Source organism: Nocardiopsis deserti, from assembly GCF_008638355.1.
GTDB classification, from domain to species: Bacteria; Actinomycetota; Actinomycetes; order Streptosporangiales; family Streptosporangiaceae; genus Nocardiopsis; species Nocardiopsis alborubida.
Genome location: NZ_ML703349.1, coordinates 460,880 through 487,458 on the forward strand (window position 1 = coordinate 460,880; position 26,579 = coordinate 487,458).

General features: G+C 71.0%; 22 protein-coding genes and 1 tRNA gene. 16 read left to right on the top strand and 7 right to left on the bottom strand.

Annotated elements, in window-relative coordinates:
* Positions 1-20: 20 nt before the first annotated feature.
* The 3 genes from FYW99_RS32955 to FYW99_RS07095 are packed head-to-tail and all read left to right on the top strand — an operon-like array spanning position 21 to position 1,893.
* On the top strand, positions 21-524 hold the full coding sequence (locus tag FYW99_RS32955; protein ID WP_317846982.1) for a replication initiator: 504 nt from the start codon (positions 21-23) through the stop codon (positions 522-524).
* Complete coding sequence (locus FYW99_RS07090) at positions 524-748, top strand: helix-turn-helix domain-containing protein (RefSeq protein WP_150251136.1); 225 nt, start codon at positions 524-526, stop codon at positions 746-748. The genes FYW99_RS32955 and FYW99_RS07090 overlap by 1 nt, the downstream gene beginning before the upstream one ends.
* Positions 748-1,893 (top strand): tyrosine-type recombinase/integrase, encoded by a 1,146-nt coding sequence (locus FYW99_RS07095; RefSeq protein ID WP_150251137.1) that lies wholly within the window; start codon positions 748-750, stop codon positions 1,891-1,893. Before FYW99_RS07090 ends, FYW99_RS07095 begins: the two co-directional genes overlap by 1 nt.
* Before the next feature lie 98 nt (positions 1,894-1,991).
* Here the strand turns inward: FYW99_RS07095 and FYW99_RS07100 are convergent.
* Positions 1,992-2,065, bottom strand: a tRNA-Gly gene (locus tag FYW99_RS07100).
* 139 nt (positions 2,066-2,204) lie between these two features.
* Between FYW99_RS07100 and dcd the strand changes: the two genes are divergently transcribed.
* The 4 genes from dcd (at position 2,205) to FYW99_RS07120 (ending at position 6,467) form a co-directional block, all read left to right on the top strand.
* Entirely contained in the window at positions 2,205-2,795 is a 591-nt protein-coding gene (gene dcd, locus FYW99_RS07105) for a dCTP deaminase (protein ID WP_013155535.1), read from the top strand.
* Positions 2,796-3,229: 434 nt separating this feature from the next.
* Positions 3,230-4,228, top strand: coding sequence for a quaternary amine ABC transporter ATP-binding protein (locus tag FYW99_RS07110; protein WP_150251222.1), 999 nt, complete (start codon positions 3,230-3,232; stop codon positions 4,226-4,228).
* Positions 4,225-5,454, top strand: coding sequence for an ABC transporter permease (locus FYW99_RS07115; RefSeq protein ID WP_150251138.1), 1,230 nt, complete (start codon positions 4,225-4,227; stop codon positions 5,452-5,454). Before FYW99_RS07110 ends, FYW99_RS07115 begins: the two co-directional genes overlap by 4 nt.
* A 65-nt stretch (positions 5,455-5,519) precedes the next feature.
* Complete coding sequence (locus FYW99_RS07120; protein ID WP_150251139.1) at positions 5,520-6,467, top strand: glycine betaine ABC transporter substrate-binding protein; 948 nt, start codon at positions 5,520-5,522, stop codon at positions 6,465-6,467.
* Between the two features lie 146 nt (positions 6,468-6,613).
* Here the strand turns inward: FYW99_RS07120 and FYW99_RS07125 are convergent, their stop codons facing one another.
* Both FYW99_RS07125 and FYW99_RS07130 read right to left on the bottom strand, forming a co-directional pair.
* Positions 6,614-7,228, bottom strand: coding sequence for a rhomboid family intramembrane serine protease (locus FYW99_RS07125; RefSeq protein ID WP_150251140.1), 615 nt, complete (start codon positions 7,226-7,228; stop codon positions 6,614-6,616).
* 200 nt (positions 7,229-7,428) lie between these two features.
* Positions 7,429-7,902, bottom strand: a complete 474-nt coding sequence (locus FYW99_RS07130; RefSeq protein WP_150251141.1) for a hypothetical protein — start codon at positions 7,900-7,902, stop codon at positions 7,429-7,431.
* 665 nt (positions 7,903-8,567) lie between these two features.
* Between FYW99_RS07130 and FYW99_RS07135 the strand changes: the two genes are divergently transcribed.
* The 6 genes from FYW99_RS07135 (at position 8,568) to FYW99_RS07160 (ending at position 18,861) form a co-directional block, all read left to right on the top strand.
* Complete coding sequence (locus tag FYW99_RS07135) at positions 8,568-10,265, top strand: ABC transporter family substrate-binding protein (protein ID WP_150251142.1); 1,698 nt, start codon at positions 8,568-8,570, stop codon at positions 10,263-10,265.
* Positions 10,266-10,347: 82 nt separating this feature from the next.
* Positions 10,348-11,358 (top strand): ABC transporter permease, encoded by a 1,011-nt coding sequence (locus FYW99_RS07140; RefSeq protein WP_150251143.1) that lies wholly within the window; start codon positions 10,348-10,350, stop codon positions 11,356-11,358.
* Positions 11,351-12,271, top strand: coding sequence for an ABC transporter permease (locus tag FYW99_RS07145; RefSeq protein ID WP_150251144.1), 921 nt, complete (start codon positions 11,351-11,353; stop codon positions 12,269-12,271). Before FYW99_RS07140 ends, FYW99_RS07145 begins: the two co-directional genes overlap by 8 nt.
* Positions 12,268-14,478 (top strand): ABC transporter ATP-binding protein, encoded by a 2,211-nt coding sequence (locus FYW99_RS07150; protein ID WP_150251145.1) that lies wholly within the window; start codon positions 12,268-12,270, stop codon positions 14,476-14,478. Before FYW99_RS07145 ends, FYW99_RS07150 begins: the two co-directional genes overlap by 4 nt.
* A 419-nt stretch (positions 14,479-14,897) precedes the next feature.
* On the top strand, positions 14,898-16,535 hold the full coding sequence (gene dacB, locus FYW99_RS07155; protein WP_449289643.1) for a D-alanyl-D-alanine carboxypeptidase/D-alanyl-D-alanine endopeptidase: 1,638 nt from the start codon (positions 14,898-14,900) through the stop codon (positions 16,533-16,535).
* Positions 16,536-16,857: 322 nt separating this feature from the next.
* Entirely contained in the window at positions 16,858-18,861 is a 2,004-nt protein-coding gene (locus FYW99_RS07160; RefSeq protein ID WP_150251146.1) for an ABC1 kinase family protein, read from the top strand.
* A 57-nt stretch (positions 18,862-18,918) separates the two neighbouring features.
* On the opposite strand, the gene FYW99_RS07165 is transcribed toward FYW99_RS07160, so the two are convergent.
* Positions 18,919-19,470 carry a TIGR03086 family metal-binding protein gene (locus FYW99_RS07165; RefSeq protein ID WP_150251147.1) on the bottom strand — a complete coding sequence of 184 codons (552 nt, stop codon included), beginning with the start codon at positions 19,468-19,470 and terminating at the stop codon, positions 18,919-18,921.
* Positions 19,471-19,593: 123 nt separating this feature from the next.
* Here FYW99_RS07165 and FYW99_RS07170 point away from each other — a divergent pair, with 123 nt between their 5' ends.
* Positions 19,594-20,526, top strand: coding sequence for a helix-turn-helix transcriptional regulator (locus FYW99_RS07170; RefSeq protein ID WP_223838830.1), 933 nt, complete (start codon positions 19,594-19,596; stop codon positions 20,524-20,526).
* Here FYW99_RS07170 and FYW99_RS07175 read toward each other — a convergent pair.
* Positions 20,465-21,043, bottom strand: a complete 579-nt coding sequence (locus FYW99_RS07175; protein WP_263364050.1) for a TetR/AcrR family transcriptional regulator — start codon at positions 21,041-21,043, stop codon at positions 20,465-20,467. The genes FYW99_RS07170 and FYW99_RS07175 overlap by 62 nt on opposite strands.
* 32 nt (positions 21,044-21,075) lie before the next feature.
* Positions 21,076-21,399 (bottom strand): DMT family transporter, encoded by a 324-nt coding sequence (locus tag FYW99_RS07180; RefSeq protein WP_150251149.1) that lies wholly within the window; start codon positions 21,397-21,399, stop codon positions 21,076-21,078.
* A gap of 308 nt (positions 21,400-21,707) precedes the next feature.
* Here FYW99_RS07180 and FYW99_RS07185 point away from each other — a divergent pair, with 308 nt between their 5' ends.
* Positions 21,708-23,012: a L,D-transpeptidase gene (locus FYW99_RS07185; RefSeq protein ID WP_150251150.1), complete on the top strand. Its 1,305-nt coding sequence runs from the start codon at positions 21,708-21,710 to the stop codon at positions 23,010-23,012.
* Between the two features lie 275 nt (positions 23,013-23,287).
* On the opposite strand, the gene FYW99_RS07190 is transcribed toward FYW99_RS07185, so the two are convergent.
* The gene (locus tag FYW99_RS07190) at positions 23,288-23,938 is read right to left on the bottom strand and encodes a TetR/AcrR family transcriptional regulator (RefSeq protein WP_150251151.1); all 651 of its coding nucleotides are present in this window, start codon (positions 23,936-23,938) and stop codon (positions 23,288-23,290) included.
* 165 nt (positions 23,939-24,103) lie between these two features.
* Here FYW99_RS07190 and FYW99_RS07195 point away from each other — a divergent pair, with 165 nt between their 5' ends.
* Positions 24,104-26,560 carry a beta-glucosidase family protein gene (locus FYW99_RS07195; protein WP_150251152.1) on the top strand — a complete coding sequence of 819 codons (2,457 nt, stop codon included), beginning with the start codon at positions 24,104-24,106 and terminating at the stop codon, positions 26,558-26,560.
* The last annotated feature ends 19 nt before the right edge of the window (positions 26,561-26,579 follow it).

The window sequence follows — 26,579 nt, forward strand, 5'->3', positions numbered from 1 at the left end:
CAGATCGCTGCTGCCACCAGGTGGAGACCACCCGGCAGGAACAGCACGTGGACCGGCTGTTGGACGCCCTGCGCTTCGAGTCGTGCTCGCCCCGGTGCTCCAACTGGCTGCGCTACGGCATCCAACCTGACGACGCCAAGGCCGGACAGCGCCCCGGGTTCTGCCGCTCCAAGGCTCACCGCCGCGAACACCTGGGCTACGCGGGCCGCCGCGTCCTGGTCTCGCGCAAGTGGTCCGGCAAGACCCTGGCCGATCACAAGGCGGACCGGCTCGCCTGGGTCCTGGAAACCCTCGGCGACGACCCGGCCAACGACGGCCAGGAGGACGAGAAAACCCCGCATTCCCCGGTGCTGTCCTCGGTCTCCTCAGGCTCCTTCGCCTGGGAACTGGCCCGTCCCACCGACCCCGACGTGCCCCCTCGCGAACAACGCCTCCTCCGCGCCGTGGGCGAAGCGCTCAAACGCCGCGCCCAACTCGACGCGGCATGTACCCCCGAACGTTCGGCAACGGAAAGGGCCGCCTGATGACCAGCAAGAAGACCCGTCCGACCGGCCGTCTCCTGACCGTCGTGCAGGCGGCCGAACGCCTCAACACCTCCGAGCGCTACCCCCGTCGGCTGATCGAGGAGCGGCGCATCACCTTCGTCAGGGTCGGCCGCCACGTGCGCATCCCGGAATCGGCGCTGGACGAGTTCATCACCGCCGGTGTCGTGGAGCCGCTGAGGTCGCACACGAGGAGGGCCGCGTAGTGGCTGCGAAGAAGCGCCGGTTCGGCCGTATCCGCAAGCTCGCCTCCGGGCGCTACCAGGTCCGCTATCCGGGACCGGACGGGATCAACCACCCCGCCCCGCACACCTTCGCGACGAAGAAGGAGGCGGACCGCTGGTTGGCCCTGCGAGAGGCCGAGATCAACCGTGACGGCTGGTGGGACCCCAACGCGGAAGACCTCTTCTCCGAGTACGCGGCGGAGTGGGTGGACAACCGCGAACTCACCCCCAAGAGCCGCCGCACCTACGAGGACCTGCTCCGCCTCCACCTCAATCCCACGTTCGGCAACATGAGCCTGAAGGACATCCAGGAGGCCGACATCCGCAAGTGGCGGGCGGCCAAGCGCAGGAAGGCCCAGGGGAGGGGACAGGTCCCCAAGGCGTACCGGCTCATGCGGGCCGTGCTCAACACCGCCGTCAAGGACAAGCTGATCCGCGAGAACCCCTGCCAGATCGACGGCGCGGGCCAGGAGGAGACCGAGGAACGTCCGGTGCTGTCAGTGCCCCAGGTCTTCGAGCTGGCCGAGGCGATCAACCCCCGGTACCGGGCGCTGGTGCTGCTGGCGACGTTCGGCAGTCTGCGATGGGGTGAGCTGGCGGGCCTGCGCCGCCGACACCTCGACCTGGACAGGCGGACCGTGACCGTGCGGGAGACCGTCTACGACATCGGGACCCTGGAGAAGGGCAGACCCAAGTCCCGGGCGGGCGCCCGTACGGTGCGCCTCCCGTCGCTGATCCTCCCGGACCTGCGCCGCCACCTGGACGAGTACTCGGCTCCGGGGCCGAACGGCTTCGTGTTCGTCGGGGTACGCGGCAACCAGCTCCGCCGGAGCAACTTCACGAAGTACTGGGCCGACGCCTGCGCGGCCGTGGGCCTGGAGGACGTCCACCTCCACGACCTGAGGCACACCGGCAACACCTACGCGGCCGAGGCCGGGGCTTCCCTACGGGAGCTGATGAACCGGATGGGGCACTCCAGTCCCCGGGCGGCGATGGTCTACCTCCACGCGCGCGACGAACGCGCTCAGGAGTTGGCGGACCGGCTGGGGGAGAGGGCCGCCGAGGAGCTGCGCCGGACCCGTGCGGGCGACGGTGGGGGCTCGCACTCTGCGGGTGCTGCGGTCTGAGCATCGGGCACGTAACGGGCACGCGGCCCGTACGGACCCCTAGAAACGCCTGAGGCCAGGTGTTCGGTTTGCACCGATCTACCTGGCCTTCTGCTGCGTGGAGCGGATGACGGGAATCGAACCCGCGTTATCAGCTTGGGAAGCTGAAGTTCTACCATTGAACTACATCCGCGCGGCACCGCCGGAAGGTTCCGGCTGGCAACGGATGCCATCCTAGCCCAACTCCGGGCCGGGTGGGCAACTCGGCGCGGACCGCCACCCGGCCGGGGATCGCCGCTACGCTGCGTTGCCCCAGGCGGTAGGTTCGGACCGTGCTGCTCTCCGATCGCGATATCAGGTCCGAAATCGACGCCGGGCGGGTCAGGATCGACCCCTTCGACCCCGGCCTCGTCCAACCCTCCAGCATCGACGTCCGGCTGGACCGCTTCTTCCGGGTGTTCGAGAACCACAAGTATCCGCACATCGACCCCTCGGCCGAGCAACCGGACCTCACCCGGTTGGTCGAGACCGACGGCGAGGACGCGTTCGTCCTGCATCCGGGCGAGTTCGTGCTGGCGTCCACCTACGAGGTCGTCAGCCTCCCGGACGACATCGCGAGCCGTCTGGAGGGCAAGAGCTCCCTGGGGCGCCTGGGACTGCTCACCCACTCCACGGCCGGGTTCATCGACCCCGGCTTCTCCGGGCACGTCACGCTGGAGCTGTCCAACGTGGCCACCCTGCCGATCAAGCTCTACCCGGGCATGAAGATCGGCCAGCTGTGCATGTTCCGCCTGTCCTCCCCGGCCGAGCACCCCTACGGCTCCGCGGGCTACGGGTCGCGTTACCAGGGGCAACGGGGACCGACGCCGTCCAGGTCCCACCAGAACTTCATCCGCACCCCGATCAGCCCCGAGAGCGTCTAGGCGGAGCCGGGGGCAGACAGGGCGGTTCGTTTACGGTACGGTCATGGGCGGACACGGACTGTCGTTTGACCCATCTGTCACTAGTATGTGACCAAGGTCACTATTTTTTCCTGTGTGGCGTAAATCACAAAGGAGCGTTCTGGAGCTCCGGCATCCGCTGCCACAGGTCGGCGGACGGTTTTTATGGCGTTTAAACATGTTATTTGCTGGTTACTTAGCGCCTGAACTGTGCGTACACACCTCGGTAAGGTTGCGCCCCGACGTGAACCAGGTAGCGGTTCCGCCCCGATGAGGGGGCGCGCAAGAGGGCTCCGCGCAGGCCGGCTACCTGTGGGAACCGCGGGTCGGCGATGGGGCGCAGGTGTTGCCCCGACACGCCTCGCGGTCAGGACAGCCCTCTAGAGGAGACCGTGCCAGCAGTACGCGCAGACCACTTGTACAAGGTGTTCGGTAGACAGTCCAAAGCCGCCGTCGGGCGGCTCTCGGACGGCAGCCACCGCGACACCATCGCCGACCTCGACGTGACGGCCGCCGTCATCGACGTGTCCTTCGAGGTCGAACCGGGCGAGATCTTCGTCGTCATGGGCCTGTCCGGATCGGGGAAGTCCACCCTGATCCGGATGCTCAACGGCCTCCTGGAACCCACCGCGGGGACGGTCGAGGTCGACGGCGTGGACATCACCGCGCTCAGCAGGAAGAGCCTCCTGAAGCTGCGGGGCGAGAAGATCAGCATGGTCTTCCAGCACTTCGCGCTCCTGCCGCACCGCACGGTCCTGGAGAACGCCGCCTACGGCCTGGAGCTGCGGGGCCTGTCCCGCGCGGAACGGAGCCGGAAGGCGGGGGAGACCCTCGAACTCGTGGGGCTCGGCGGCTGGGAGGACAAGCTCCCGCACCAGCTCTCCGGAGGCATGCAGCAGCGTGTGGGCCTGGCCAGGGCACTGGCCGCCGACACCGACATCATCCTCATGGACGAGGCGTTCAGCGCCCTCGACCCGCTCATCCGGCGGGACATGCAGACCCAGCTCCTGGAGCTCCAGAAGAGCCTGGGCAAGACCATCGTCTTCATCACGCACGACCTCAACGAGGCCATGCGCCTCGGCGACCGGATCTGCGTGCTGCGCGACGGCCGCGTCGCCCAGATCGGCAGCGCGCAGGAGATCCTCAGCGAACCCGCCAACGACTACGTCGAGCGCTTCATCGAGGACGTCGACCGCACCCGCGTGCTCACCGCCGCGTCGGTGCTCGACCCGAGTGCTCCCGCTGCCGACTCCTCCGCGCCCGAGGTCGGCGCAGACACCCTGGTCGCCGACCTGTACGCCAGCGCGGCCGTCTCCGACCGCCTCCGCGTGGTCGACGAGGACGGCACCGTGCTCGGCACGGTGACGCGCAACTCCGTACTGGCCGCTCTCGCGGGCGGGAAGGAGACCCCGTGACACCCGTCGACTTCCCGCCGTCCCTGCCCATCGGCGACGGCTTCGAGGCCCTCAACGCCTGGCTCAAGAGCACCTTCGGTCTCTTCTTCGACGTCGTCGGCGAGTTCATCCGCTGGGCCGTGAGCGCCCTGGCCGGCTTCTTCACCGAACCGGCGGCCGGGCAGCTCGCCTTCGTCGCCGCCGTGATCATCGCCGTCCCGCTGCTGCGCCGCCGACGGCTGCCGCTGGCGGTGATCGTCGCCGCGGTCTCGCTGCTCTACGTCCTGCACGCACAGGCCGGGTTCGGCAACACCGTCGTCAACAGCCTGCCGCCGCAGCTCTTCCTGTGGGCGATGAACCTGTTCGACCAGCAGTACGTGGACGCCTACTTCTGCATCTCGCTGCTCTTCCTGGTCGCCGTCACCGTCCTCGGTGTGCTCGACCGGGGCACCCGCGTGCGCACCGGCGTCGTCGCGGGCGGATGGCTCGTGCTGGTCCTGCTCGGCTGGCTCGTGCTCCCGATGCTGGTGACCCGGCCCGGGGCTCTGCTGATGATCCTGCTGCTGAGCCTCCTGGCGCTCTCGGTGGCCGGGTGGCGCATGGGCCTGTTCGGCCTGGTCGCCCTCACCGTGGTGGCGTCGGTCGGCCAGTGGACCAACGCCATGGACACGCTCGGCCTCGTCCTCGTGGCCAGCGCCATCGCCGTGGTCATCGCGATCCCGATCGGCGTCGTGGCCGCCTACAACGACCTGGTCAGCAAGATCGTCAAGCCGGTCCTGGACCTGATGCAGACGCTGCCCGCGTTCGTGTACCTGATCCCGGCGATCTTCTTCTTCTCCATCGGCGCCGTGCCCGGCGTGGTCGCCACCATCGTCTTCGCGATGCCGCCCGGTGTCCGCCTGACCGAGCTGGGCATCCGCCAGATCGACAAGGAGCTGGTGGAGGCGGGCGAGTCCTTCGGCGCCTCCCGGCGCAAGGTCCTCACCGGCATCCAGCTTCCGCTGGCCCTGCCCACCATCATGGCCGGGGTCAACCAGGTCATCATGCTCGGCCTGTCGATGGTCGTCATCGCGGGCATGGTCGGCGCCGGAGGCCTGGGCAGCGAGGTCTACCAGGGCATCACCCGCAACGACGGCGCCCTCGGCTTCGAGGCCGGTATCGCCGTGGTCATCCTGGCGATCTTCCTCGACCGCCTGACCGCGGCCGTCACCCGCAACAGCCCGCGCGCGGCCGCCTCGGCCGCCTGAGCGGCGTGCCCGCCCCGCCCTACCCAGCCCCGCACACCGAATTCCCCGAGGGAAGGAACCCCACGATGTACAGCCGTAAGCGCATGACGGCCCTCTCTGCCGCCGGCATGAGCGCCGCGCTCCTCCTGACCGCCTGCGGCGGCGGTGGTGGTGGTGAGAGCCTGACCGGCCCGGAGGACGGTGGCGGCGAGGACGCCAAGGAGATCAACATCGCGCTGATCGCCTGGGAGGAGGGCATCGCCGTCACGCACATGTGGCAGGCCATCCTGGAGGAGAAGGGCTACGACGTCACGATCACCGACGTGGACGTCGCCCCGATGTACCAGGGCGCGGCCAACGGCGACGTCGACCTGTTCCTCGACACCTGGCTGCCGGTGACGCACGCCGACTACTGGGAGGAGTACGGGGACCAGCTGGAGGACCTCGGCGCCTGGTACGACAACGCCAAGCTGACCATCACCGTGCCCTCCTACATGGAGGACGTGAACAGCATCCCCGACCTGACCGACCACGTCGAGGACCTGGACGGCCGGATCGTGGGCATCGACCCGGGCGCCGGGCTGACCCGCGTCACCCAGGAGGAGGCCATGCCGGGCTACGGCCTGGACGAGGACTTCGAGCTGGTCACGTCCTCCACCGCCGCGATGCTCGCCGAGCTGGACTCGGCGATCACCGAGGAGGAGCCCATCGTGGTGACCCTGTGGCGTCCCCACCCGGCCTACGCCCAGTACGACCTGAAGGACCTGGAGGACCCCGAGGGCCTGATGGGCGACGCGGAGACCGTCCACGCCGTCGGTCGTGACGGTTTCGGCGAGGAGTACCCCGAGCTCACCGGCTGGCTGGAGGAGTTCCAGCTCAGCGATGACGAGCTGGCCAGCCTGGAGGTCCTGACCGTGTCCGAGGACGGCGGGTACAAGGACGACCCCGAGGCGGGCGCCCGCGTCTGGCTCGCGGACAACCCCGAGTTCCTGGAGCGCACCCTGGGCGAGGACGCCGAGGGTCTGGAGTTCTAGGGGCGCGCGGGGCCGCGTCCCCGCGCGCACCGGTCCCGGACAGCCCTCCGGGGCCTCCGTGCACACGAGAACGGGCCGTCCCCGAGGGGCGGCCCGTCCGCGTTCGTCCGTGCTCCCGGAGCCGCGCGCGGCTCCGGGACGCGCCGTCAGGGGGCGTAGTAGCCGCCCTGGGCGCCTCCGTAGCCCTGGTCGAGCTGTCTGCGGCGCTCCCGCCTGGGCAGCAGGTAGGCCGCGAGCATGCCGCCGACGAAGCCGAAGAGGTGCGCCTGCCACGAGACGCCGGGGTACTGGGGCAGGACCCCCCAGATCATCGTCCCGTAGAAGAGGATCACGCAGATCATGATGACGATGTCGATGGTCTTGCGCTCGACGATCCCGCGCAGGACCGTGTAGCCGAAGTAGCCGAAGACCAGGCCGCTGGCGCCCACGGTGAGGGAGAGCGGTGAGCTGAACAGCCACACGCCCACACCGCTGACCAGGATGATGATCAGCGTGGTGAGCAGGAACCGCCCCAGGCCGCTGAACGCGACGAGCGCGCCCAGCACGAGGAACGGCAGCGAGTTGCCGATGAGGTGTTCCAGGTTTCCGTGCATGAACGGCGCGGTGAACACGGTCCAGGGGCCCTGGAGGTCCCAGGCGCGCAGACCGTACTGCTGGTCGAGCCGTCCGAGGAGCACGAAGCTGTCGAGGATCTCGAAGACCCACATGGCTGCGAGCATCCCCGCTACGGTCAGGATGGCGGTGATTCTGGACTGCTTCACCCCATCGAGAGTAGAGGACACGGCCTTGCGGCGGTATGTCCGTCCGGGGCGTGGTGGGTAATTGCCCGATGTGTCGGGATATGTCGCGGCAGGCCCACGCGAGTGGCGCTGCTCCGCGCGGAGGGGGCCCGGCACCCGGGAGGGGGAGCGCTGACCCCCGGGAGGGGCGGCCGCGAGTCCCGGAGGAGGGGGCGCGGTACTCAGGAGGTCAGCGAACGCCCGCGCGGCGGGATGCCCGCCACCGCCATGAACGACTCGACCCGGGCCGGGTTGGTCATCCCGGTCAGCGGCAGGTAGGCGCGCGAGGTGCGGCGGCTCTGGAGCGAGGGGAAGCGCTTGGGGCGTCCGGCGTTGTCGTACAGCCCCAGGGAGCGGATACGGCCCGGAAGCACGTAGTACGAGCCGATGTCGTGGAAGGGCACGCGCACGATGTAGCGGCCCCGCTGGTAGCGGAACTCGCCGTCGGAGACCTCCAGGACGGGCGCCTTGATCATGTGGCCGTGCGCGGCCAGGGCGGCGCCCATGAGGGCCAGGAGGACGCCGAGGGTGATGTTGGCCCAGTGTGAGACGTCGACCGCGACCGCCAGGGCACCGAGAGCCAGCAGACCGTAGCCGCCCCACAGCTCCACGTGCTTGCGGCCTACGGGGCACACCAGGCGAACTGTTTCGGACACGGCAGAGGCCCCTCTCACTGGGCACCGCGGGTGGGATGACGGCGATCGCCGTTCGAAACCCTATCGGCTCCGGCAGTGCGTGGACGGTGGTTTCGGACAACCGGAGCTGGGGATTTCCGTGCCTGCCTGGTGTGGTCTGCCCTCGCATGGGGGAGTTTCAGCTCCTGTGTCTTATTAACATCACGTCATCCTATGTTTGACGCATTCTGTTTCCTCTGTGGGTCGCCGCGGAGACGGCCGAGGGGTCGGCACGAACATTCGGGATTATATGTGTGCTTTGTGGACTTTTGTCCGTTTGCCTCTGTGTAGTCATTCGGGACGCCCGGGTAGTTAAACGACGTTTACTTTACCTTAACCGTTGTTGGGTGGCGTAACTGGCCCGCAATGTATTTCTGGCTTGTCCGAATCCGGGGAGTGGAGTAGTGCTCTAGGATCGGGCTCTGACCTGCGGTGACATTCGTGTTTCCGTGGGGTGGGAACTGTGTGGCCGCGGTCCGGGGTGATGGGCGCGAACCGGTTGCGGATGGGTCACGAATCCGGCAGTAGGGCTATACAGACATTTCGCTCAATGGTCTTCTGATCGACTAATCGCCTAGTTCTGCGGGGCGTGTGCGAACCACACAACCCCGAGGTTCGGCTCGTATTAGTGATCAAGGGTGTAACTGATGCACAAACGAAGGAAGACGCTCGCGCTCGCCGCGGCGGGCACCTCCGCTTTGATGGTGCTGACCGCCTGTGGTGGCGGCGGTGGCGAAGGTGAGCAGGAGAAGGAGGTCACATGGGTGATCAACAGCCTTCCCGCCGCCTGGGGTGCCATCAGCGGCGCGGGCGGCAGCGTCTACGTCATCCAGATGCTCTCCGGTGTGCTCCCCTACACCGGGCAGTACCAGCCCGACGCGACCTACGAGTACGACATGGACGTGCTCGCTGAGGAGCCCACGCTCGTCAACGACAACCCGGACGAGGGCCCCTTCGAGTTCAGCTTCACCCTCGCCGAGGACGCCGTGTGGAGTGACGGCACGCCGATGACCGGCGAGGACCTGCGCGTCACGTGGATGATGTCCGCGGCTCCCACCGAGGGCTACTGCGACATCTGCGACTCCCGCGGCACCACGAGCGCCGACATGGTCGAGGAGGTCGAGGTCGACGGCAAGACCGCGACCTTCCGCCTCAAGGAGGGCCTGGCCAACCCCGAGTGGATGGGCATGTTCGACGCGCACAGCGTGGCGGGCGGCTTCTACCCGGCGCACCTGGCCGAGGAGCAGGGCTGGGACGTCGACGACCCCGCGCAGCTCGGCGAGTACTTCACCTGGCTGCACGACACCCGCCCCGAGTGGTCCGGCGGCCCGTACCAGATCGTGGACGGCGACCTGGAGAACCAGGTCGTCAAGGAGCCCAACCCGGAGTGGTGGGGCGAGGCGCCCGCGCTCGACCGCGTCATCATGTCGTACAACACCGACGAGGGCACCTTCATCCCCGCCTTCCAGAACGGCGAGATCCACGGCGCCAACCCCGCGCAGTACAGCGAGGACGTCATCACCCAGCTGAGGGAGATGGAGGGCACCACCCTCAGCGTCGGGGAAGGCAACATCTGGGAGCACATCGACATCAACGTCGAGAACGAGTGGCTCTCCGACGTCGAGTTGCGCAGGGCCGTCTTCACCGCGATCAACCGCGACGAGATCGCCAGCCGCAACTTCGAGGCCGGCTACCCCGAGTACGAGCTGAAGAACAACCACATCTTCGGCAGCGACAGCGAGTACTTCGAGGACCACATCTCCGAGACCGGGCAGGGCAGCGGCGACGTCGAGGCCGCCACCGGGATCCTGGAGGACGCCGGTTACGAGCTCGACGGGGACACCCTCATGCTCGACGGCGAGCAGGTCGGCCCCTTCCGCCTGCGCAGCACCGACACCGTCATCCGCAACAACTCCGTGCAGCTGATCCAGGCCCAGCTCGCCGAGATCGGCATCGAGACCACCATCGAGATGACCGACGACCTGGGCACGATGCTGGACGAGCAGGACTACGACATCGTCCAGTTCGGCTGGAGCGGCACCCCGTACTTCACCACCAGCCCCGAGCAGTTCTGGCGCAGCGACAGCCCCAGCAACTTCGGCGGCTACACCAACGACGAGGTGGACGAGCACGCCCGGGCCACCGCGACGGCGACCAGCCTGGACGAGGCGGCCGAGCACGCCAACGCCGCCGTGGCCGCCTTGGTGCCGGACGCCTACGTCCTGCCGATCGTGGCCGAGCCCAACTACTTCTTCGTGAGCGACCGGCTCGCCAACGTCGAGGACAACCTCCAGTCCAGCTACCGCGCCACCTACAACATCGGTGAGTGGGACCTCGCCGAGTAACTCGGCTCAGGCCCGTGGCCCGGGCCCGGGGCATCCTCCCGGGCCCGGGCCGGTCCTCGTCCACCCCTGAAGGATCACACCCATGCTCGTTTACACGGTGCGGCGCGTCCTGGGCGCGATACCCATCCTGATCCTCGCGTCCGTGCTCACGTTCGTCCTGATCGACGTCTCCGGTGACCCGCTCGCGGATCTCAGGATGCAGCAGCCGCCCCCGGACCCCTCGGTCATCCAACTCCAGGAGGAGCGGCTCTACCTCGACCGGTCCATGCCCGAGCGCTACTGGCTCTGGGTCACCGGCATCGGCGGCAACGGAGACATCGGCCTGCTCCAGGGCGAGTTCGGCCCCTCCACGCAGAGCAACAGCTACGACATCGGCGAGAACATCGCCGAGCGGCTGGGCACCACCCTGCGCCTGGTGGGCGCGGCCATGGTCTTCGCGCTGGGCCTGGCCGTCCTGGCCGGTGTCGTCAGCGCGATGCGCCAGTACTCCAAGCTCGACTACACGCTCACGTTCGTCGGCTTCCTGGCCCTGGCGATGCCCGTGTTCTGGTTCGCGGGCATCATGCAGCAGGCCGGGGTCGGCTTCAACGAACTCGTGGGGGACCAGGTCCTCGCCACCATCGGCGACGGTGTCTACCAGGCCCAGGGCGAGGACCTGTGGGGCAGGATCACCAACGCCTTCGCCTACATGACCCTGCCCACGATCGTGCTGATGCTGACCAGCTTCGCCTCGTGGAGCCGGTACCAGCGGACCTCCATGCTCGAGGTGCTCAACAGCGACTACGTCCGTCTGGCCCGGGCCAAGGGCCTGCCCAACCGCGTCGTCATCCGGCGCCACGCGCTGCGCACGGCCCTCATCCCGCTGACCACGGTGGTCGCCGTCGGCATCGCCGGGATCATCGACGGCGCGGTCCTGACCGAACGCGTCTTCCAGTGGCGCGGCCTGGGCGAGTTCTTCATCACCGCGGTCGAGAAGAACGACTCGTACGCGCTGATGGCGTGGCTGCTGCTCAGCGGCGTCATGGTCATCGTGGCCAACCTCATCGCCGACCTCCTGTACGGCGTGCTCGACCCGAGGATTCGCTATGAGTGAGAAGAGGGCGCCCTCGGCGCCGCGCAGCGCCGACGCCGAGAGCGTCGGGGGTGCCGAACGCACCCAGCTCCAGATGATCCTGTCCCGGTTCCTGCGCCACCGGGCCGCCATGATCAGCCTGGTCGTCCTGGTGGTCGTCGTGCTGGCCGCCTTCGTGGGCCCGCTCCTCTGGCGGTGGGACCACACCGTCCACCTGGAGATTCCGCCGAGCGTGCCGCCCAACGCCGACCACCCACTGGGCACCACCACGGCGGGGCACGACGTCCTGGGCCAGCTCATGCGCGGCGCCCAGCAGACGCTCAAGGTGGCGTTCACGGTGTCGGTCATGGGTACCGTCGTCGGCTCCCTGTGGGGTGCCACCGCCGGATACTACGGCGGCCGGATCGACGCGCTCATGATGCGTGTCGTGGACGTGTTCATGATCGTGCCGCTGCTGGTGATGGTCGCCGCGATCGCGGGCAACGCCCGGGCCGGGACCACCTGGTACGCCGTCGCCCTGATCATCGGTTTCTTCTCGTGGGCGCAGATCGCCCGCGTCGTGCGCGGCGTGGTCCTGTCCCTGCGCGAGCAGGAGTTCGTGGAGGCGGCCAGGGCCGCCGGGGCCTCACCCGGGTGGATCATCGTCCGCCACCTGCTGCCCAACGCGGCCGGTCCGATCATCGTCGCGGCCACCCTGCTGATCGCGGTGGCGATCCTGCTGGAGGCGGGCATGTCCTTCCTCCAGTTCGGCATCCAGCCACCCGACATCTCGCTCGGCCAGATGATCGGCGACGCGCGCACGGCCGCGTCCACCAGACCCTGGCTGTTCTACCCGCCCGGTGTGCTGCTGGTGGTGATCTGCCTGACGATCAACTTCATCGGCGACGGGCTGCGCGACGCCCTCGACCCACGACAGACCATGGTGCGGCGATGACCACGACTGACCAGATGAGCAACGAGGGGACCGCCCCGGCGGGGACCGGCGACGTGGTCCTGGAGGTCAGCGACCTCAGCGTCACCTTCCCCTCCGACGACGGGCCGCTGCCCGCCGTGCGCGAGGTGTCCTACGTCCTGCGCCGGGGCGAGGCGCTGGGGATCGTGGGCGAGTCCGGATCGGGCAAGTCCGTGACCTCGATGGCGATCATGGGGCTGCTGCCCAAGAACGCCCGCGTCGAGGGCTCGGCCAAGGTGCTGGGCCAGGAGGTCATCGGCCTCAGGGACGCGCAGATCAGCAGGGTCCGCGGCAACAAGATCGCGATGATCTTCCAGGACCCGCTGACCTCGCTGAACCCCGTCTACACCGTCGGCTACCAGATCGCCGAGGCCGTCCTGGCCCACCGCAGGGTGGGCAAGAAGGCGGCGATGGCACGGGCGCTGGAGCTGCTGGAGCTGGTGGGCATCCCCAGCCCCGAGCAGCGGATCAAGCAGTACCCGCACGAGCTGTCGGGCGGCATGCGCCAGCGCGTGGTGATCGCCATCGCGATGGCCAACGAGCCGGACGTCATCATCGCCGACGAGCCGACCACGGCCCTGGACGTGACCGTCCAGGCCCAGGTCCTGGAGGCGCTGGAGGCGGCCCGCAAGGAGACCGGCGCCGCCCTGGTGCTGATCACCCACGACCTCGGCGTGGTGGCCGGGCACGTCGACAGGATCGGCGTGATGTACGGCGGCCGCCTCGTGGAGATGGGCCCCGTGGAGGAGGTCTTCTACCGCCCGCGGATGCCCTACGCCCTCGGCCTGCTGGGGTCGCTGCCCCGCCTGGACGAGGACCGCCACGAGCGGCTCACCCCCATCGTGGGCACCCCGCCATCCCTGCTCTCCCTGCCCACCGGGTGCGCGTTCTCGCCGCGCTGCCCGCTGGCCAGGGACCTGTGCCGCGAACAGGAGCCCCGCCTGCTCGCGGTCGGCGGGGACGGGGAACGGACGCGAGTGCCGGTGACGGACACCTCCGCGCACACGGCGGCCTGCCACTTCAGCGAGGAGCTGGGGGGCGCCGTGCCCACCGACCTGTTCCGGGGGACGGCGGTGGAGGCCGACACCGTCACGAAGGTGCGGGAGGCCGAGGAGCAGGCCAGGGAGGCGCGTGCCGAGATCGGCGCGGAGACCGCCGCCCCCGCGGACGGGGAACGCCGCGAGGCCATCCTGACCGTCACGGACCTGGTCAAGAACTTCCCCATCCGCTCCAAGGGCCTCCTGCGGCGCAGGGTCGGCGAGGTGCAGGCGGTCTCCGGGATCTCCCTGGAACTGCGCGAGCACGAGACCCTCGCCCTGGTCGGCGAGTCCGGGTGCGGCAAGTCCACCACCGCCCGCCTCATGCTCCAGCTGATCAAGCAGACCTCGGGCGAGGTCAGCTACATGGGGCAGCCGCTGCACACGCTGTCCCCGCGGCAGATGCGGCCGCTGCGCCGCGACCTCCAGCTGGTCTTCCAGGACCCGTTCGCCTCCCTGGATCCGCGCATGACGGTCTCGGACATCGTCGCCGAGCCGCTGCGGATCCACGGCCAGGGCAACGGCACCGCCAAGAAGCGGGTCAGGGAGCTGCTGGACCTGGTGGGGCTCAACGCCGAGCACGGATCGCGCTACCCGCACGAGTTCTCGGGCGGCCAGCGCCAGCGCATCGGCATCGCCCGCGCGCTGGCGCTCAACCCCAAGGTGCTCGTCCTGGACGAGCCGGTCTCGGCGCTGGACGTGTCCATCCAGGCGGGCGTGATCAACCTGCTGGAGGACCTCCAGGACGACCTGGGCCTGTCGTACCTGTTCGTCTCGCACGACCTGTCGGTGGTCAAGCACATCGCCGACCGGGTGGCCGTGATGTACCTCGGCAAGATCGTGGAGACGGGGACGGCGGAGGAGCTGTTCGGGGCGCCCTCGCACCCGTACACGCAGGCGCTGATCTCGGCGATCCCCCTGCCGGACCCGGTCAAGGAGCGGACCCGGGAGCGGATCGTCGTCACCGGCGACGTGCCCAGCCCGGCCGACCCGCCGTCGGGCTGCCGGTTCCGGACCCGGTGCCCGAAGTTCGCGAACGAGCTGTCGGAGAGCGAGCGCGCCAAGTGCGTGGAGGAGCCCCCGGAACTGATGGACCGGGGGGCGGGCCACCTGGACGCCTGCCACTACTCCCGGGCCGTGGACCTGTTCTGACCGGGGTGCCGCCCGGGTGATCCGGGCGCGGCGGCCGTGACGGGCCGGTGCAGGGGGCGCTCCCCCGGCACCGGCCCGTTCGCCGTCCGCGTCACCCGCAGCGGGGGAGGCACCGGCCTCCGAGGACCGCTCCGGGACCGGGCACACGCCTCCGTGCCGGGACGGGGGCGGGAGAGCGCGGAGAGAGCGCTTCCGGTACCGGCTTCTGGACGCCGCGCCCCCTCACCGCGCCCACGAAGAAGACCGAAACCGGACAATTTTATCTGTAGCGGATTTAGGCGTGCATGTGTCACCTGCGTCTAGGCGTCCCCACGCGCCACTCACGTGTTCGACCCGCGCCCGGGGTGCTGGTGCCGGGGATCCGCAGCGGGTTAGGGTGCGGTGCCCCTTGGTGTCCGTGACCGCTAGGAGACACACCGTTGAGAACCCCCACCGCCCCCAGTGAACCCCCGGTCGGGAGGCGCCGTGCCCCGGTCCGGCGACGCGCCGCCTGGACCGCGGCCCTCGCGGCCGTCCCCGTGCTCGTCGCGGCGCCGCTGGGCGCGCTCCCGGCCCACGCCGACCCGGCGGCCGCCGAGGAGCGCCTGACCGACCTGCGCGCGGACATCGACGCCCTCCTGGCGGACCCGTCCCTGGAGGGAGGGGTGTCGGGAGTGACCGTCACCGACCCCGCCACCGGCGCGGTGCTGTACTCGCGTGACAGCGGGGAGCAGCTGGTACCCGCGTCCAACATGAAGCTGTTCACCGCGGCGGCCGCCCTGGACGTCCTGGGCGCCGACCACACCTTCTCCACCGAGGTCGTGGCCGAGGGCCGCTGGCACCGGCGCTCCGTGGAGGACCTGTACCTGGTGGGCGGCGGCGACCCCACCCTGTCCGAGCGGGACCTGGACGCGCTGGCCGCCGACGTGGCCGCCTCCGGGGTCAGGACCGTGCGGGGCGACGTCCTCGCCGACGACACCTGGTTCGACTCCGAGCGCCTCGTGGACGACTGGTGGCCCGAGGACGAGCCCTACGCCTACTCCGCGCAGATCTCGGCCCTCACCGTCGCCCACGGGGAGCGCCACGACACCGGCGTGACCGAGGTCGTGGTCACCCCCGGCGTGGCGGGCGCGCCCGCCACCGTGGACCTGGGCGCAGCCGAGGGCTACGCCGAACTCGACAACCAGGCCGTGACCGGCCCCCCGGGCGGCACCAGCAGCGTGGTCGTCGACCGTCCCGTGGGGACCAACACCATCACGGTGACCGGCACGATCCCGGCGGACGCCGCCCCCGTGACCGCCCTGCGCACGGTGGACGAGCCGGCGGGCCTGGCCGGGCACCTCTTCGCGCAGGCGCTGGAGCGGCACGGCGTCACCGTCGAGGGCGGCGTGGAGTCCGGCGAGGCGCCCGAGCGGGGACGCCACGGCGCCCGGCTGGTGGCCGACCACGAGTCTCCCGAGCTGGCGGAGATCATGGTCCCCTTCATGAAGTTCAGCAACAACGGCCACGCCGAGATGCTCGTCAAGAGCATCGGCCAGGAGGTCGCGGGCGAGGGCAGCTGGGACGCCGGGCTCGCCGGTGTCGAGCGGTCCCTGTCCGGGCTGGGGGTGGACACCTCCGACCTCGTCCTCAACGACGGCTCGGGCCTGTCCCGGGGCAACCTGGTCACCTCCGACACGGTCGTGGACCTGCTCGTGAGCACGCGCGACGCGTCCTGGCACGGGATCTGGGCGGACTCGCTGCCGGTGGCGGGCGAGAGCGACCCGTTCACCGGAGGAACCCTGAGGTTCCGCATGGGCGGCACCGCCGCCGCGGGCGCCGTCTCCGCCAAGACCGGCACCATGACGGGCATCAGCGCGCTGTCCGGGTACGTGGCCGGACAGGACGGCGGCGACGGGCTGGTGTTCAGCGTCGTCAACAACGGCTACAGCGGCCCGGCTCCCACGCCGGTGCAGGACGCGATCGCCGTCCGGCTGGCCGAGTACCTGGGACACCAGGCGCCCGTGAGCGTCCGGTCGCAGAGCGCGCCGGCCCAGCCCAGCGGTGAGCTGGAGTGCTCCTGGGAGCTGACCTGCTGATCCGCTGACGGACGGGCCGGGCGGCGGGTCCGCCGCCCGGCCCGCGCGCCGCCCGCGCCTGAGGAGCGGGGGCGCGCGGGCAGTACGGTCCCGCCCAAGGGCGTTCGCGCGTGAGGCGTGGGGAACCGGTCCGGAGGGCCACGGGGAGCCTCCCCGTGGCCCTCCGGGTTTTCCACAGGTGTGGACGCGCCCCGCCGCTTCGGCTCCGAAGGTGGCATCTTTGGAGAGGACGACGCCGCCTCCTCCCGCCACACGATCCGCGTCGCACCCCTGATCGCCTCCTCCGCACGCGCGGAGCCCCCCGAAAGAGAGCGTTCCGACCGTGTCCTACATCAGCGAGGGGATCGGCCAGATCCTGTCCCTGCTCGTGTTCGTCGGCCTGCTGGTCGGCCTGGGCGTGCTGGCCAGCCGGATGATGGGCGTCCCCTTCAGCGCGCCGCGGCTGGTGCTCGCGGGCTCCCTCGGCATGGTGCTGGGCGGCGTCGCCACGGCGCTGCTGTACTACGGCTCCCTCCGGCGGCTGGCGGAGGTCGTGCCGGGGGAGTCGGCGCCGCCCGCGGGGTTCGGCCAGGTCGTGCTGCTGCTCTCGGCGGCCGCCGCCATGCTGGTCTTCGTCGCCCTGAAACTCGTCCTCCCCCGGGGCACCCGGCTGCGCCCGGTCCGCATGGTCCGCGCCGTCCTGGACTGGTCGGGGCGCATGCGCCGCTACCGGCAGATCACGTGGATCCTGGCCAGACACGGACTGTGGGGCTACGTCACCGGCCGCAGGGAGGGCGGCGAGGACGCCTCCGGCCAGCACCGCCTGGCCCGGTCCCTGGCCCGCTCCATGGAGGAGGCGGGGGTGGTCTTCGTCAAGCTCGGCCAGGTGCTGGCCACCCGGCGCGACCTGCTGCCCCCGGCGTTCGTGGTGGAGTTGGGGAGGCTGCACAGCGAGGCGGCCCCGGTGCCCGCGGACCGGATCCGCGCGACCGTGGAGAGCGAGCTGGGCCGTCCTCTGGACGAGGTGTTCGAGGACTTCTCCGAAGAGCCCCTCGCGGCCGCCTCCATCGCCCAGGCGCACACCGCACGGCTGCACGGCGGGGAGGAGGCGGTGGTCAAGGTGCAAAGACCCGGTATCGGCCCGGTCGTGCACCGCGACCTCGACATCATCCGCCGGCTGGCGCTGCGCTTCGAGGCCACCACCCGGTGGGGTCCGGCGATCGGTGTGGTCGACCTGGCCGACGGGTTCGCCGAGGCGCTCCGGGAGGAGCTGGACTTTGAGGTGGAGGCGGCCAACATCGCCGCCGTCTCCGAGGCCGCGCACGGGTCTCCGGTGCGCGTCCCCAGGGTGTACGAGTCCTACACCTCCAGACGCGTGCTGGTCATGGAGCGGCTGCGCGGAGTGCCCATCGGCACCGCTGACCTGGCCGGAGCCGACGGGCACGGGCTCGCCTCGACCCTGCTGGCCTGCCTGCTCGAACAGGTGATGCTCCACGGGATCTTCCACGCCGACCCCCATCCGGGCAACATCCTGCTGCTCGACGACGGCGGGGTGGGGCTGCTCGACTACGGCTCGGTGGGCCGCCTGGACGGGCGGACCCGCGAGTCGCTCCAGATGATGCTGCTGGCCCTGGACCGGTCGGACGCGGTGCTGCTCACCGACACGCTGCTGGACGTGGTCACTGATTCCTCGGAGGTGGACGAGGAGCGGCTGCGGCGCGCCCTGGGCCAGTTCATGGCGCGCTACCTGCACCGGGGGATGACCGCCAGCGTGCGGATGTTCACCGAGCTGCTGCTCATCGTCACCCGGTTCGGTCTGTCGCTGCCGGGCGAGCTGGCCGCGGTCTTCCGTGCGCTGGCCACCCTGGAGGGCACGCTGGTGCACCTGTCGCCGGGCTTCGACACGGTGACCGAGGCCCGGCGGTTCGCCGAGGCGCGCGCGTCGGAGCAGCTGAGCGGAGGCAGCCTGCACGACCTCGCGATGGGCGAGCTGGCGGCGATGCTGCCCACGCTGCGCCGCCTGCCGCGCAGGCTGGACCGGATCACCGACCAGCTGCACAAGGGCCGGTTCACCGTCCGGGTGCGGCCGTTCGCGCACCCGGAGGACCGACACCTGGTCCAGACGATGGCGCACCGCGCCGTCCTCACCGTGCTGGCGGTGGCCACCGGACTGATGTCGGTGGGCCTGTTCAACGTCACCGACGGCCCCCAGGTGGACTGGGCGCAGATGTCCGCGCGGGCGCAGGCGCTCAACGCCGTCGCCTGGCTGCTGCTGGCGGTGGCCGGGCTGCTGATCCTGCGGCTGCTGGTGGGCGTCTCCCGCGACGGTGTCCGGGGGAGGGGATAGGAGGGGGAGCGGTACACGGTGGCGGAACCGCCCTCCGGGCGAAGGCGTCCGGGGCCGCTACCAGGCGCGGCGGCCGACGAAGGCCAGGAACCGGGTCTGGGCGTCGGCGCCCTCGGGCGGGGTGAGCTCGGGCCCGCAGACGTTGTTCCCGCGCAGGTGCTCCCCGAAGGGGGCGGTGGCCTCGTGCGCCCACCGGACGTCGTCGGGGTCCAGACGCTCGTCCTGGCCGGTGGCCCGGGCCAGGTCCCAGCGGTGCACCACGAGGTCGAAGCTGAGGAACCGGTCCACCGCCTCGGCGAAGGTGGTGCGGCCGAAGAACCCGTCGAACCCGGTGTCCGCGCGCCCGGGGTCGTCCAGGTCGCCCTGGACCACCGCGCGGGCGGCGTCCCAGGCGGCGCGGGGGTCCTCGTCCACGGAGGGGATGTCGCCCAGCTCGCGGCCGACCAGTCCGAGGAACATGCCCTGGGTGTCCACCATGTGGCGGACCACGTCGCGGGCGTCCCACCCCTCGCAGGGGGACGCCGACGACCAGCGGTCGGCGGGGACGGCCGCCACCGTCCCGGCGAAGTCCTCGGACAGGCGGGCGTAGCGCTCGGAGATGTCGCTCATGATCGGTGTTCCCCTCGGATCTCTCTCGGTGTCCGCCATCCTGCCCTTCGCGACCGGGTCCCGTCTTGAACAAACGCGACGAAGCGTACGTGAGTTCGGGTGGGCGAGGGCTATCCTGGAGCCGTGAGACCGTACTCCGTGGGGGTGGAGGGGGACGCGCGCGGCATCCTCGATCCGGCCGCCGGGCTGACCCGGTTCCACCTGGACCGGCACGCGCCCTCGGAACGGGTGGCCCGCTTCGTGGACCGCTACTGGCTGGCCTCGTGGAACCTGAACGGCCGCGAGCCCCACACCCAGCGGGTCCTGGCCCACCCCGTCGTGAACCTGGTGTTCACCGGCGGGACCGCGACGGTGCACGGCCCCACCACCGAGGTGACCGAGCGCCGCCTGGAGGGCGAGGGCTGGGCGCTCGGGGTGATGTTCCGGCCCGCGGGGTTCCGCCCGTTCCTCGGCAGGCCCATGAACACGATCGTGGACGCCAGCCTCCCCGCGTCGGAGGTGTTCGGCGTCCTCGGTGCGGGTGGGGTTCTTGGCGCGGACGGAGTTCTCGGGGCCGACGGGATTTCCGGTGCTGACGGCGTTCTCAGCGCGGGCGGGGTTCTCGGGGCGGACGGGGTCCTCGACGGTACGGACGGGGTCCTCGACGGCGCGGCGCCGCCCGACCCCCTCGCCCTCATGGCCGGGGTCGACCGCGCCCTGGCCGCGCTGCTCCCCGCGGACCGCCACCCGGCGGAGGGCACCCGCGACGTCGTGGAGCGGGTGGCCGACGACCCCTCGGTGGTCAACGTGTCCGGGCTCGCCCGGCGCGAGGGGATGGGCGTGCGGCTGCTCCAGCGCCGCTTCGCCGACCACGTCGGCCTCGGCCCCAAGACGGTCATCCGCAGGTACCGGCTCTACGAGGCCGCCGAGCGGGCCCGGAGGGGCGCGGTGCCCGACTGGGGGAGCCTGGCCGCCGAACTCGGCTTCAGCGACCAACCCCACCTGACCAGGGAGTTCACCGCCGTTCTTGGGGTTCCTCCCGCGCGCTACGCGGCACGCGCGGCACCAGGCGGCTGAGCGTGCGGTACACGTCCTCGGCCGTCAGGTCCGGGTCGGCGCAGGCCCGGACGAAGAGGCCGTCGACGGCGGCGCCCACGCCCGCTCGGTCCTCCGGGTGGGGGAGGTGGGGCGCCAGGAAGGCGTCCACGGCCCGGTTCCAGCGTTCGGTCTGCGGGCGCAGGGCCGGGCGGCGCGCGGCGAGCAGGAACAGTTCGCACTCGGCCATCACGTGGGCCCGCTCGGGGCCCGAGCCCGCCGCGATCATTCCGGCGAGGGCGCGCAGGGCCGCGTCCGCGTCGTCGGGCACGGCGGCCAGGGCGGCCACGTAGGTGTCGTTGACCCGGGTGAGGGTGTCCACGAGCAGGTCGTCGACGGTCGAGTGGTAGTAGGTGACGGTGCTGGGCGGCACCCCGGCCTCGGCGGCCACGCGCCGCTGGCTGACCGCCGCCACGCCGTCGCGTTCGATGACGCGCATGGTGGCTTCCAGGAGCTGTCGGCGGCGCCGCTCGCCCTTGCGTCTGCGCCCGTCGGCGATGTCCTCGCCGACGGGCGCCGTGTCGTGCCCGTTCAGTGCCGACCGCCCAGCTCCAGGGCCATGACCCCCGCGATGATCAGCGCGATCCCGCCGACCTGGACCCAGGTGAGCGACTCGCCGAAGAGCAGGGTGCCGATCACCGCGACCAGCGCGATGCCCACGGCCGCCCACACGCCGTAGGCCACGCCGAGGTTCATGCCCCGGGTGAGGGCCTGGCTGAGCATGAGGAAGGCCCCGACGTACCCGACCACGACGACGACCGAGGGCAACGGGCGGCTGAAGCCCTCGGAGAGCTTGAGCGAGGTGGTGGCGATCACCTCGGCGATGATCGCTCCGGCCAGCCAGAGCCACGGCACGGCGTTCCTCCCGACAGGGAACCGGACGTTTGACCAGGTTCCTCCGGAGAAGGAACCTGAGCGTTCGGACAAGATTCTAGGAGAGGGCCGCCCCGGTGTCCAAGGCCGGTTATGGATGGCCGTAACCTCATACCCGTAGGGAATCGAGGTGTACCCCCGGGGTGTATCGTCTTCGGTTCCGGCTTCCCCCGCGCTCCACGCCCCAGATAACCGCTCTATACCGATGCATGAGATTTCAGAACCTTTTCGGTGGGTGTGCGTCTTACTTGCGTGGATGGCGTTCAGGCATGACATGGAGGTAACCAGACGTGACGGGCAAGACACCTCCGGCGGTGGCACGTCGTTTCGGTATCGGACTGGCGGCGCTGGCGCTGGCCGCGACGGCCTGCACGTCAGGTGAGGCCGAGACCCAGGGCGGCGGCACCGAGGCGGCCGGGGCCGACCCCGCGGAACTGGTGATCACCCCCGAGGACGGAGCCGAGGAGGTCGCGCCCAACTCCCCCGTCCGGGTCACCGCCGAGAGCGGTGTCATCACGGACGTCCAGGTGGAGCAGGTCGTCACCACCGAGGCGGCGGTGGAGGGCGGGGACGAGGCGGAGGACCCCGACCTCTACGCGATGACCGGCACCCTCAACGGCGACGCGACCGAGTGGGTCAGCGACTGGAACCTGCGCCCCGGCGCGGAGATCGTGGTCACCGCGACCGCCGAGAACGACGCCGGTGAGGAGACCGAGGTCGTCCAGGAGTTCACCACCCTGGAGGCGGTCGCCGGACAGCGCCTGGAACTGGCGTCCAACTACCCCGTCTCCGGTGACACCGTCGGCGTGGGCATGCCGATCGTCATCAACTTCGACCTGCCGGTGACCAACAAGGCGCAGGTCGAGAACTCCATGGAGGTCGTCTCCGAGCAGGAGATCCAGGGCGCCTGGAACTGGACCAACGACTCGACCGCGGTCTTCCGCCCCGAGGAGTACTGGGAGCCCTACCAGGCCGTCAGCGTCGACCTCCACCTCGCGGGCGTGGAGGCCTCCGAGGGCGTCTACGGGGTGAGCAACCACCGCATCGACTTCGAGATCGGCCGCGAGCTGATCGCGACCATGCACGTGCCCGACCACGAGATGGTGATCACCGTCGACGGCGAGCACGAGCGCACCATCGAGGTGAGCAACGGCAAGGCCAACCGCCGCTTCGACACCACGAGCAGCGGCACCCACGTGCTCATGGAGCGCTACGAGCAGATCACCATGGACTCCTCCACCGTGGGCATCCCCGAGGACTCCCCCGGCGCCTACAACGTGGACGTCCAGTACGCCGTCCGCACCTCCAACAGCGGCGAGTTCGTGCACGAGGCCTCCTACAACGGCAACATCGGCAGCGCCAACACCTCCAACGGGTGCACCAACCTGCGCATGGACGACGCCCGGTGGTTCTTCGAGAACACCCTCATGGGCGACATCCTGGACACCACCGGTACCGACCGCGAGTTCGAGTGGGACAACGGCTGGGGCTTCTGGCAGAAGTCCTGGGACGAGTGGCTGGCCGAGAGCGCGACCGGCGAGCCGCAGGTGACCGACGGCTCGGGCACCCCCGGTTCCGTCCACGGCGAGCAGTAAACGCACAGAGAACGCCGGAGGGGCGCCGGAACCGCACGGTTCCGGCGCCCCTCCGGCGTTCGCCGACCCTTCCCGGGTGGGGCCCGCCCCCGGTGGCCCCCCCCCCCCGGCGCGGGCCCGCCCCCGGCCGCCCCCCCCCCCGCCCCGGGGGGGGGGCCCCCCCCCCCCCCGGCCCCCCCCCCCCCTCCGGCGTTCGCCGACCCTTCCGGGGTGCGGCCGTCCCCGGGTGCCGCGCCCCGCCGGACGCGGGACCGCCCCGGACGCTCCTGCGGGTGTCAGTCCTGCCGGGACAGCCGGGCCACCACGGAGTCGATCACCAGCTCGGTGACGGCGGCCATGTCCACGGCCCCCGGGTCGAGGAGCCACTGCACCTGGAGCCCGTCCATCACGGCGATGACCGCCGACGCCGCGGCCTCCGCCGGGGTGTGCCCGTCCGGCCCCGGCGTGTCCGCGGCCTCCCTGTGCCCCGGTCCCAGCCGGTCCAGCACGGCGTCCCCGATCTCCCTGCGCAGCACCGTGTAGCGGTCCCGGAACCACTCCTGCGCCGGGTGCTCGTCGGTGGCGCTCTCCGCCGACAGCACCGCGTACAGCTGCGTGGTCCCCGGCCGCTCCGCGTTGCGCCCGGCGGTCGCCACCAGGTGGTCCAGCATCCGGCTGCCCTCCGGCGCGGGGTCGGTGTCGTCGCGCAGCTCCAGGACCGCGGTGAGCAGATCGGTCTTGGAGCCGAAGTGGTGCAGGACCCCCGCCGGGGTGATGCTGAGCGTCGCCGCGATGTCGGCCAGCGAGGTGTTGTGGAAGCCCTGCGAGGCGAACACGTCGGCTGCCGTGCGCAGGATCTGCTCGCGCCGGTTCACCCGCCTCCGGGGAGTGGGCGCCTCGGCGCCGGAGGAGGCGCGGGTGTCCGGCGCCGGAGTCGTCTCGCTCATGCTGGTCTCTCCACTTCCTGTACCCCGTCGGGTACTCCGGAGCCCGTGCGGGGGGTCGGGGGCCCATCGTCCACGGTATCCAGCTTTCCCCGCCTCCCTTGCTTAATGAATGTTAAGTAAGTAAGGTTCCGGCTCAAGAGACGTACGTCACAGGACCAGGGGCCCATGACTTCAGACCTTCACGCCCGCGTCACCCGGCTCCCGCTGGAGGACAGGGTGCGCCTGCTGACCGGACGCACCGGATGGGTCCTGCACGGGAGCCCCGAGGCCGGACTGCTGCCGATCACCGTCTCCGACGGCCCCGCCGGGGTGCGCGGCACCGAGGCCACACAGCTGGAGCACTCGGCCAGCACCCCCAGCCCCACCGCCGTCGCCGCCGCCTGGGACACCGAGCTGATGGAGCGCACCGGCCGCTTCTTCGCCGCAGAGGCCCGCCGCAAGGACGTCCACGTGGTCCTCGCGCCCGTCCTCAACCTCCACCGCTCACCCGCGGGCGGACGCCACTTCGAGTGCTTCTCCGAGGACCCCGTCCTCACCGGCGAACTCGGCGCGGCCTTCGTGCGCGCCTTACAGGGCGAGGGCGTGGGCGCCTGCCCCAAGCACTTCATCGGCAACGAGACCGAGCAGGAGCGCACCAGCTACCGCGCCCGCATCGACGAGCGCACCCTGCGCGAGGTCTACCTGCCGCCCTTCGAGGCCGCCCTGGAGGCCGGGGCCTGGACGGTCATGGCCGCCTACAACGGCGTGGACGACGGCGTGGAGTCCGAGAGCATGACCGACCACCGCCGCCTGCTCACCGGGCTGCTCAAGGAGGAGCTCGGCTTCGACGGCGTGGTCGTCAGCGACTGGACCGCCGCCCGCAGCACCGCGCCCTCCGCCAACGCCGGGCTCGACCTGGTCATGCCCGGCCCGAGCGGCCCCTGGGCCGAGGGCGACGCCCTGCTGGAGGCCGTCCGCTCCGGCCAGGTCCCCGAGACGGTCATCGACGACAAGGTCGTGCGCCTGCTGCGCCTGGCCTCCCGGGTCGGCAGGCTCGACCGCGACACCGCGCCCGCCGTCGAGGGCGAGGACGAGCGCGTCGTCCTGCGCGAGATCGGCTCGCGCGGCCACGTCCTGCTCCGCAACGAGGGCGGGCTGCTGCCCCTGGACACCCGCGGCGTGCGCCGGGTCGCGCTCATCGGCCCGAACGCCGTGGAGGCCTACACCCAGGGCGGCGGCAGCGCCCACGTCAACGCCAAGTACCTGGTCAGCCCCGAGGAGGGGCTCCGCGAGGCCCTGCCCGACGGCGTCGAGCTCACCGTCGTGCGCGGCGGCGACCCCCGGCGCCTCCTGCCGCTGGCCTCCCGCGACCTCGTCACCGGCCTGTGCCTGGACCTGTTCGACGCCTCCGGCGCCCCCGTCGGCGCACAGACACCCGACCGGACCGCCGTCCACGCCGACGTCGACGACCCCCGCGCGGTCAGGGCGGTCGTCACCGCCGCGCTCCGCCTCAGCGAACCCGGCGTCCACCTGGTCGAGGTCGGCGTGGTCGGCCGCCACACCGTCCGCGTCGACGGCGAGGTCCTGTCCGAGGGCGGCCGGACCGCCTCCGACGCCGAGATCCTGGAGTCCCGGCACAGCCACCCCGACGGCCCGCGCACCGAGGTCCGGGTGGACGGCCCCCGCACGGTCCGCGTGGAGGTCGAGCTGGAGGTGGCCGACTTCGGCGGCTTCGGCCGCGGCGTCATCACCCAGCTGCGCCACCTGCCGCCCGGGCCCTCCGCCGAGGAGGAGATCGCCGAGGCCGTGCGGGCCGCCGAGGAGGCCGACACCGCGATCGTGGTGGTCGGCACCAACGACGAGGTCGAGTCCGAGGGCTACGACCGCCCCACCCTCGCCCTGCCCGGACGCCAGGACGAACTCGTGCGCCGCGTCGCCGCCGCCAACCCGCGCACCGCCGTCGTGGTCAACGCGGGCGCCCCCGTGCTCCTGCCCTGGCTCGACGAGGTTCCCGCCGTCCTGTGGTCCTGGTTCGGCGGCCACGAGTACGGCCACGCCCTGGCCGACACCCTCACCGGCCGGTCCGAGCCCACCGGTCGCCTGCCCTGGACCCTGCCCCGCGACCACGCCGACGTCCCGGTCATGGACACCAGCCCGCACGAGGGCGTCCTCGCCTACGACGAGGGCGTGTTCGTCGGCTACCGCGCCTACGACCGCGACGGGCGCGAGCCCCACCGGCCCTTCGGCTTCGGGCTCGGCTACACCGACTGGGAGATCTCCGGGGCCCTGCTCGACGGGGCCCTCCCCGAGCGCGTCGGAGGCCTGCTCACCGGTCCCGTCCGCGTCACCGCCACGCTCGCCAACACCGGTGCCCGACCCGGTCGCCACGTGGTCCAGGTCTACGTGGAGCCCCCCGCGGACGGCACGGGCCCCGCGCGTCCGGTCCGCACCCTGGCCGCGTTCGCCTCCGTGCGGGTCGCCTCCGGCGCGCGGACAGACGTCCACCTCGACATCCCACCGCGGGCCTTCGCGGTCTGGGATCCCGCCGCGCACTCCTGGCGCACCCCGGCAGGCGTCTACCGCCTCGCGGTCGGCTCCTCCAGCCGCGCCATCGCACACCGCCTCTCCTTCGAGGTGTGCTAGTCCCCCCACTCGGCAGTTC

Bases quoted from the DNA above. Each gene is read 5' to 3' on its own strand.
- FYW99_RS07090 (WP_150251136.1), top strand. From the start codon at position 524: ATGACCAGCAAGAAGACCCGTCCGACCGGCCGTCTCCTGACCGTCGTG.
- FYW99_RS07120 (WP_150251139.1), top strand. From the start codon at position 5,520: ATGTACAGCCGTAAGCGCATGACGGCCCTCTCTGCCGCCGGCATGAGC.
- FYW99_RS07135 (WP_150251142.1), top strand. From the start codon at position 8,568: ATGCACAAACGAAGGAAGACGCTCGCGCTCGCCGCGGCGGGCACCTCC.
- FYW99_RS07140 (WP_150251143.1), top strand. From the start codon at position 10,348: ATGCTCGTTTACACGGTGCGGCGCGTCCTGGGCGCGATACCCATCCTG.
- FYW99_RS07145 (WP_150251144.1), top strand. From the start codon at position 11,351: ATGAGTGAGAAGAGGGCGCCCTCGGCGCCGCGCAGCGCCGACGCCGAG.
- FYW99_RS07150 (WP_150251145.1), top strand. From the start codon at position 12,268: ATGACCACGACTGACCAGATGAGCAACGAGGGGACCGCCCCGGCGGGG.
- FYW99_RS07165 (WP_150251147.1), bottom strand. From the start codon at position 19,470: ATGAGCGACATCTCCGAGCGCTACGCCCGCCTGTCCGAGGACTTCGCC.
- FYW99_RS07190 (WP_150251151.1), bottom strand. From the start codon at position 23,938: ATGAGCGAGACGACTCCGGCGCCGGACACCCGCGCCTCCTCCGGCGCC.
- FYW99_RS07195 (WP_150251152.1), top strand. From the start codon at position 24,104: ATGACTTCAGACCTTCACGCCCGCGTCACCCGGCTCCCGCTGGAGGAC.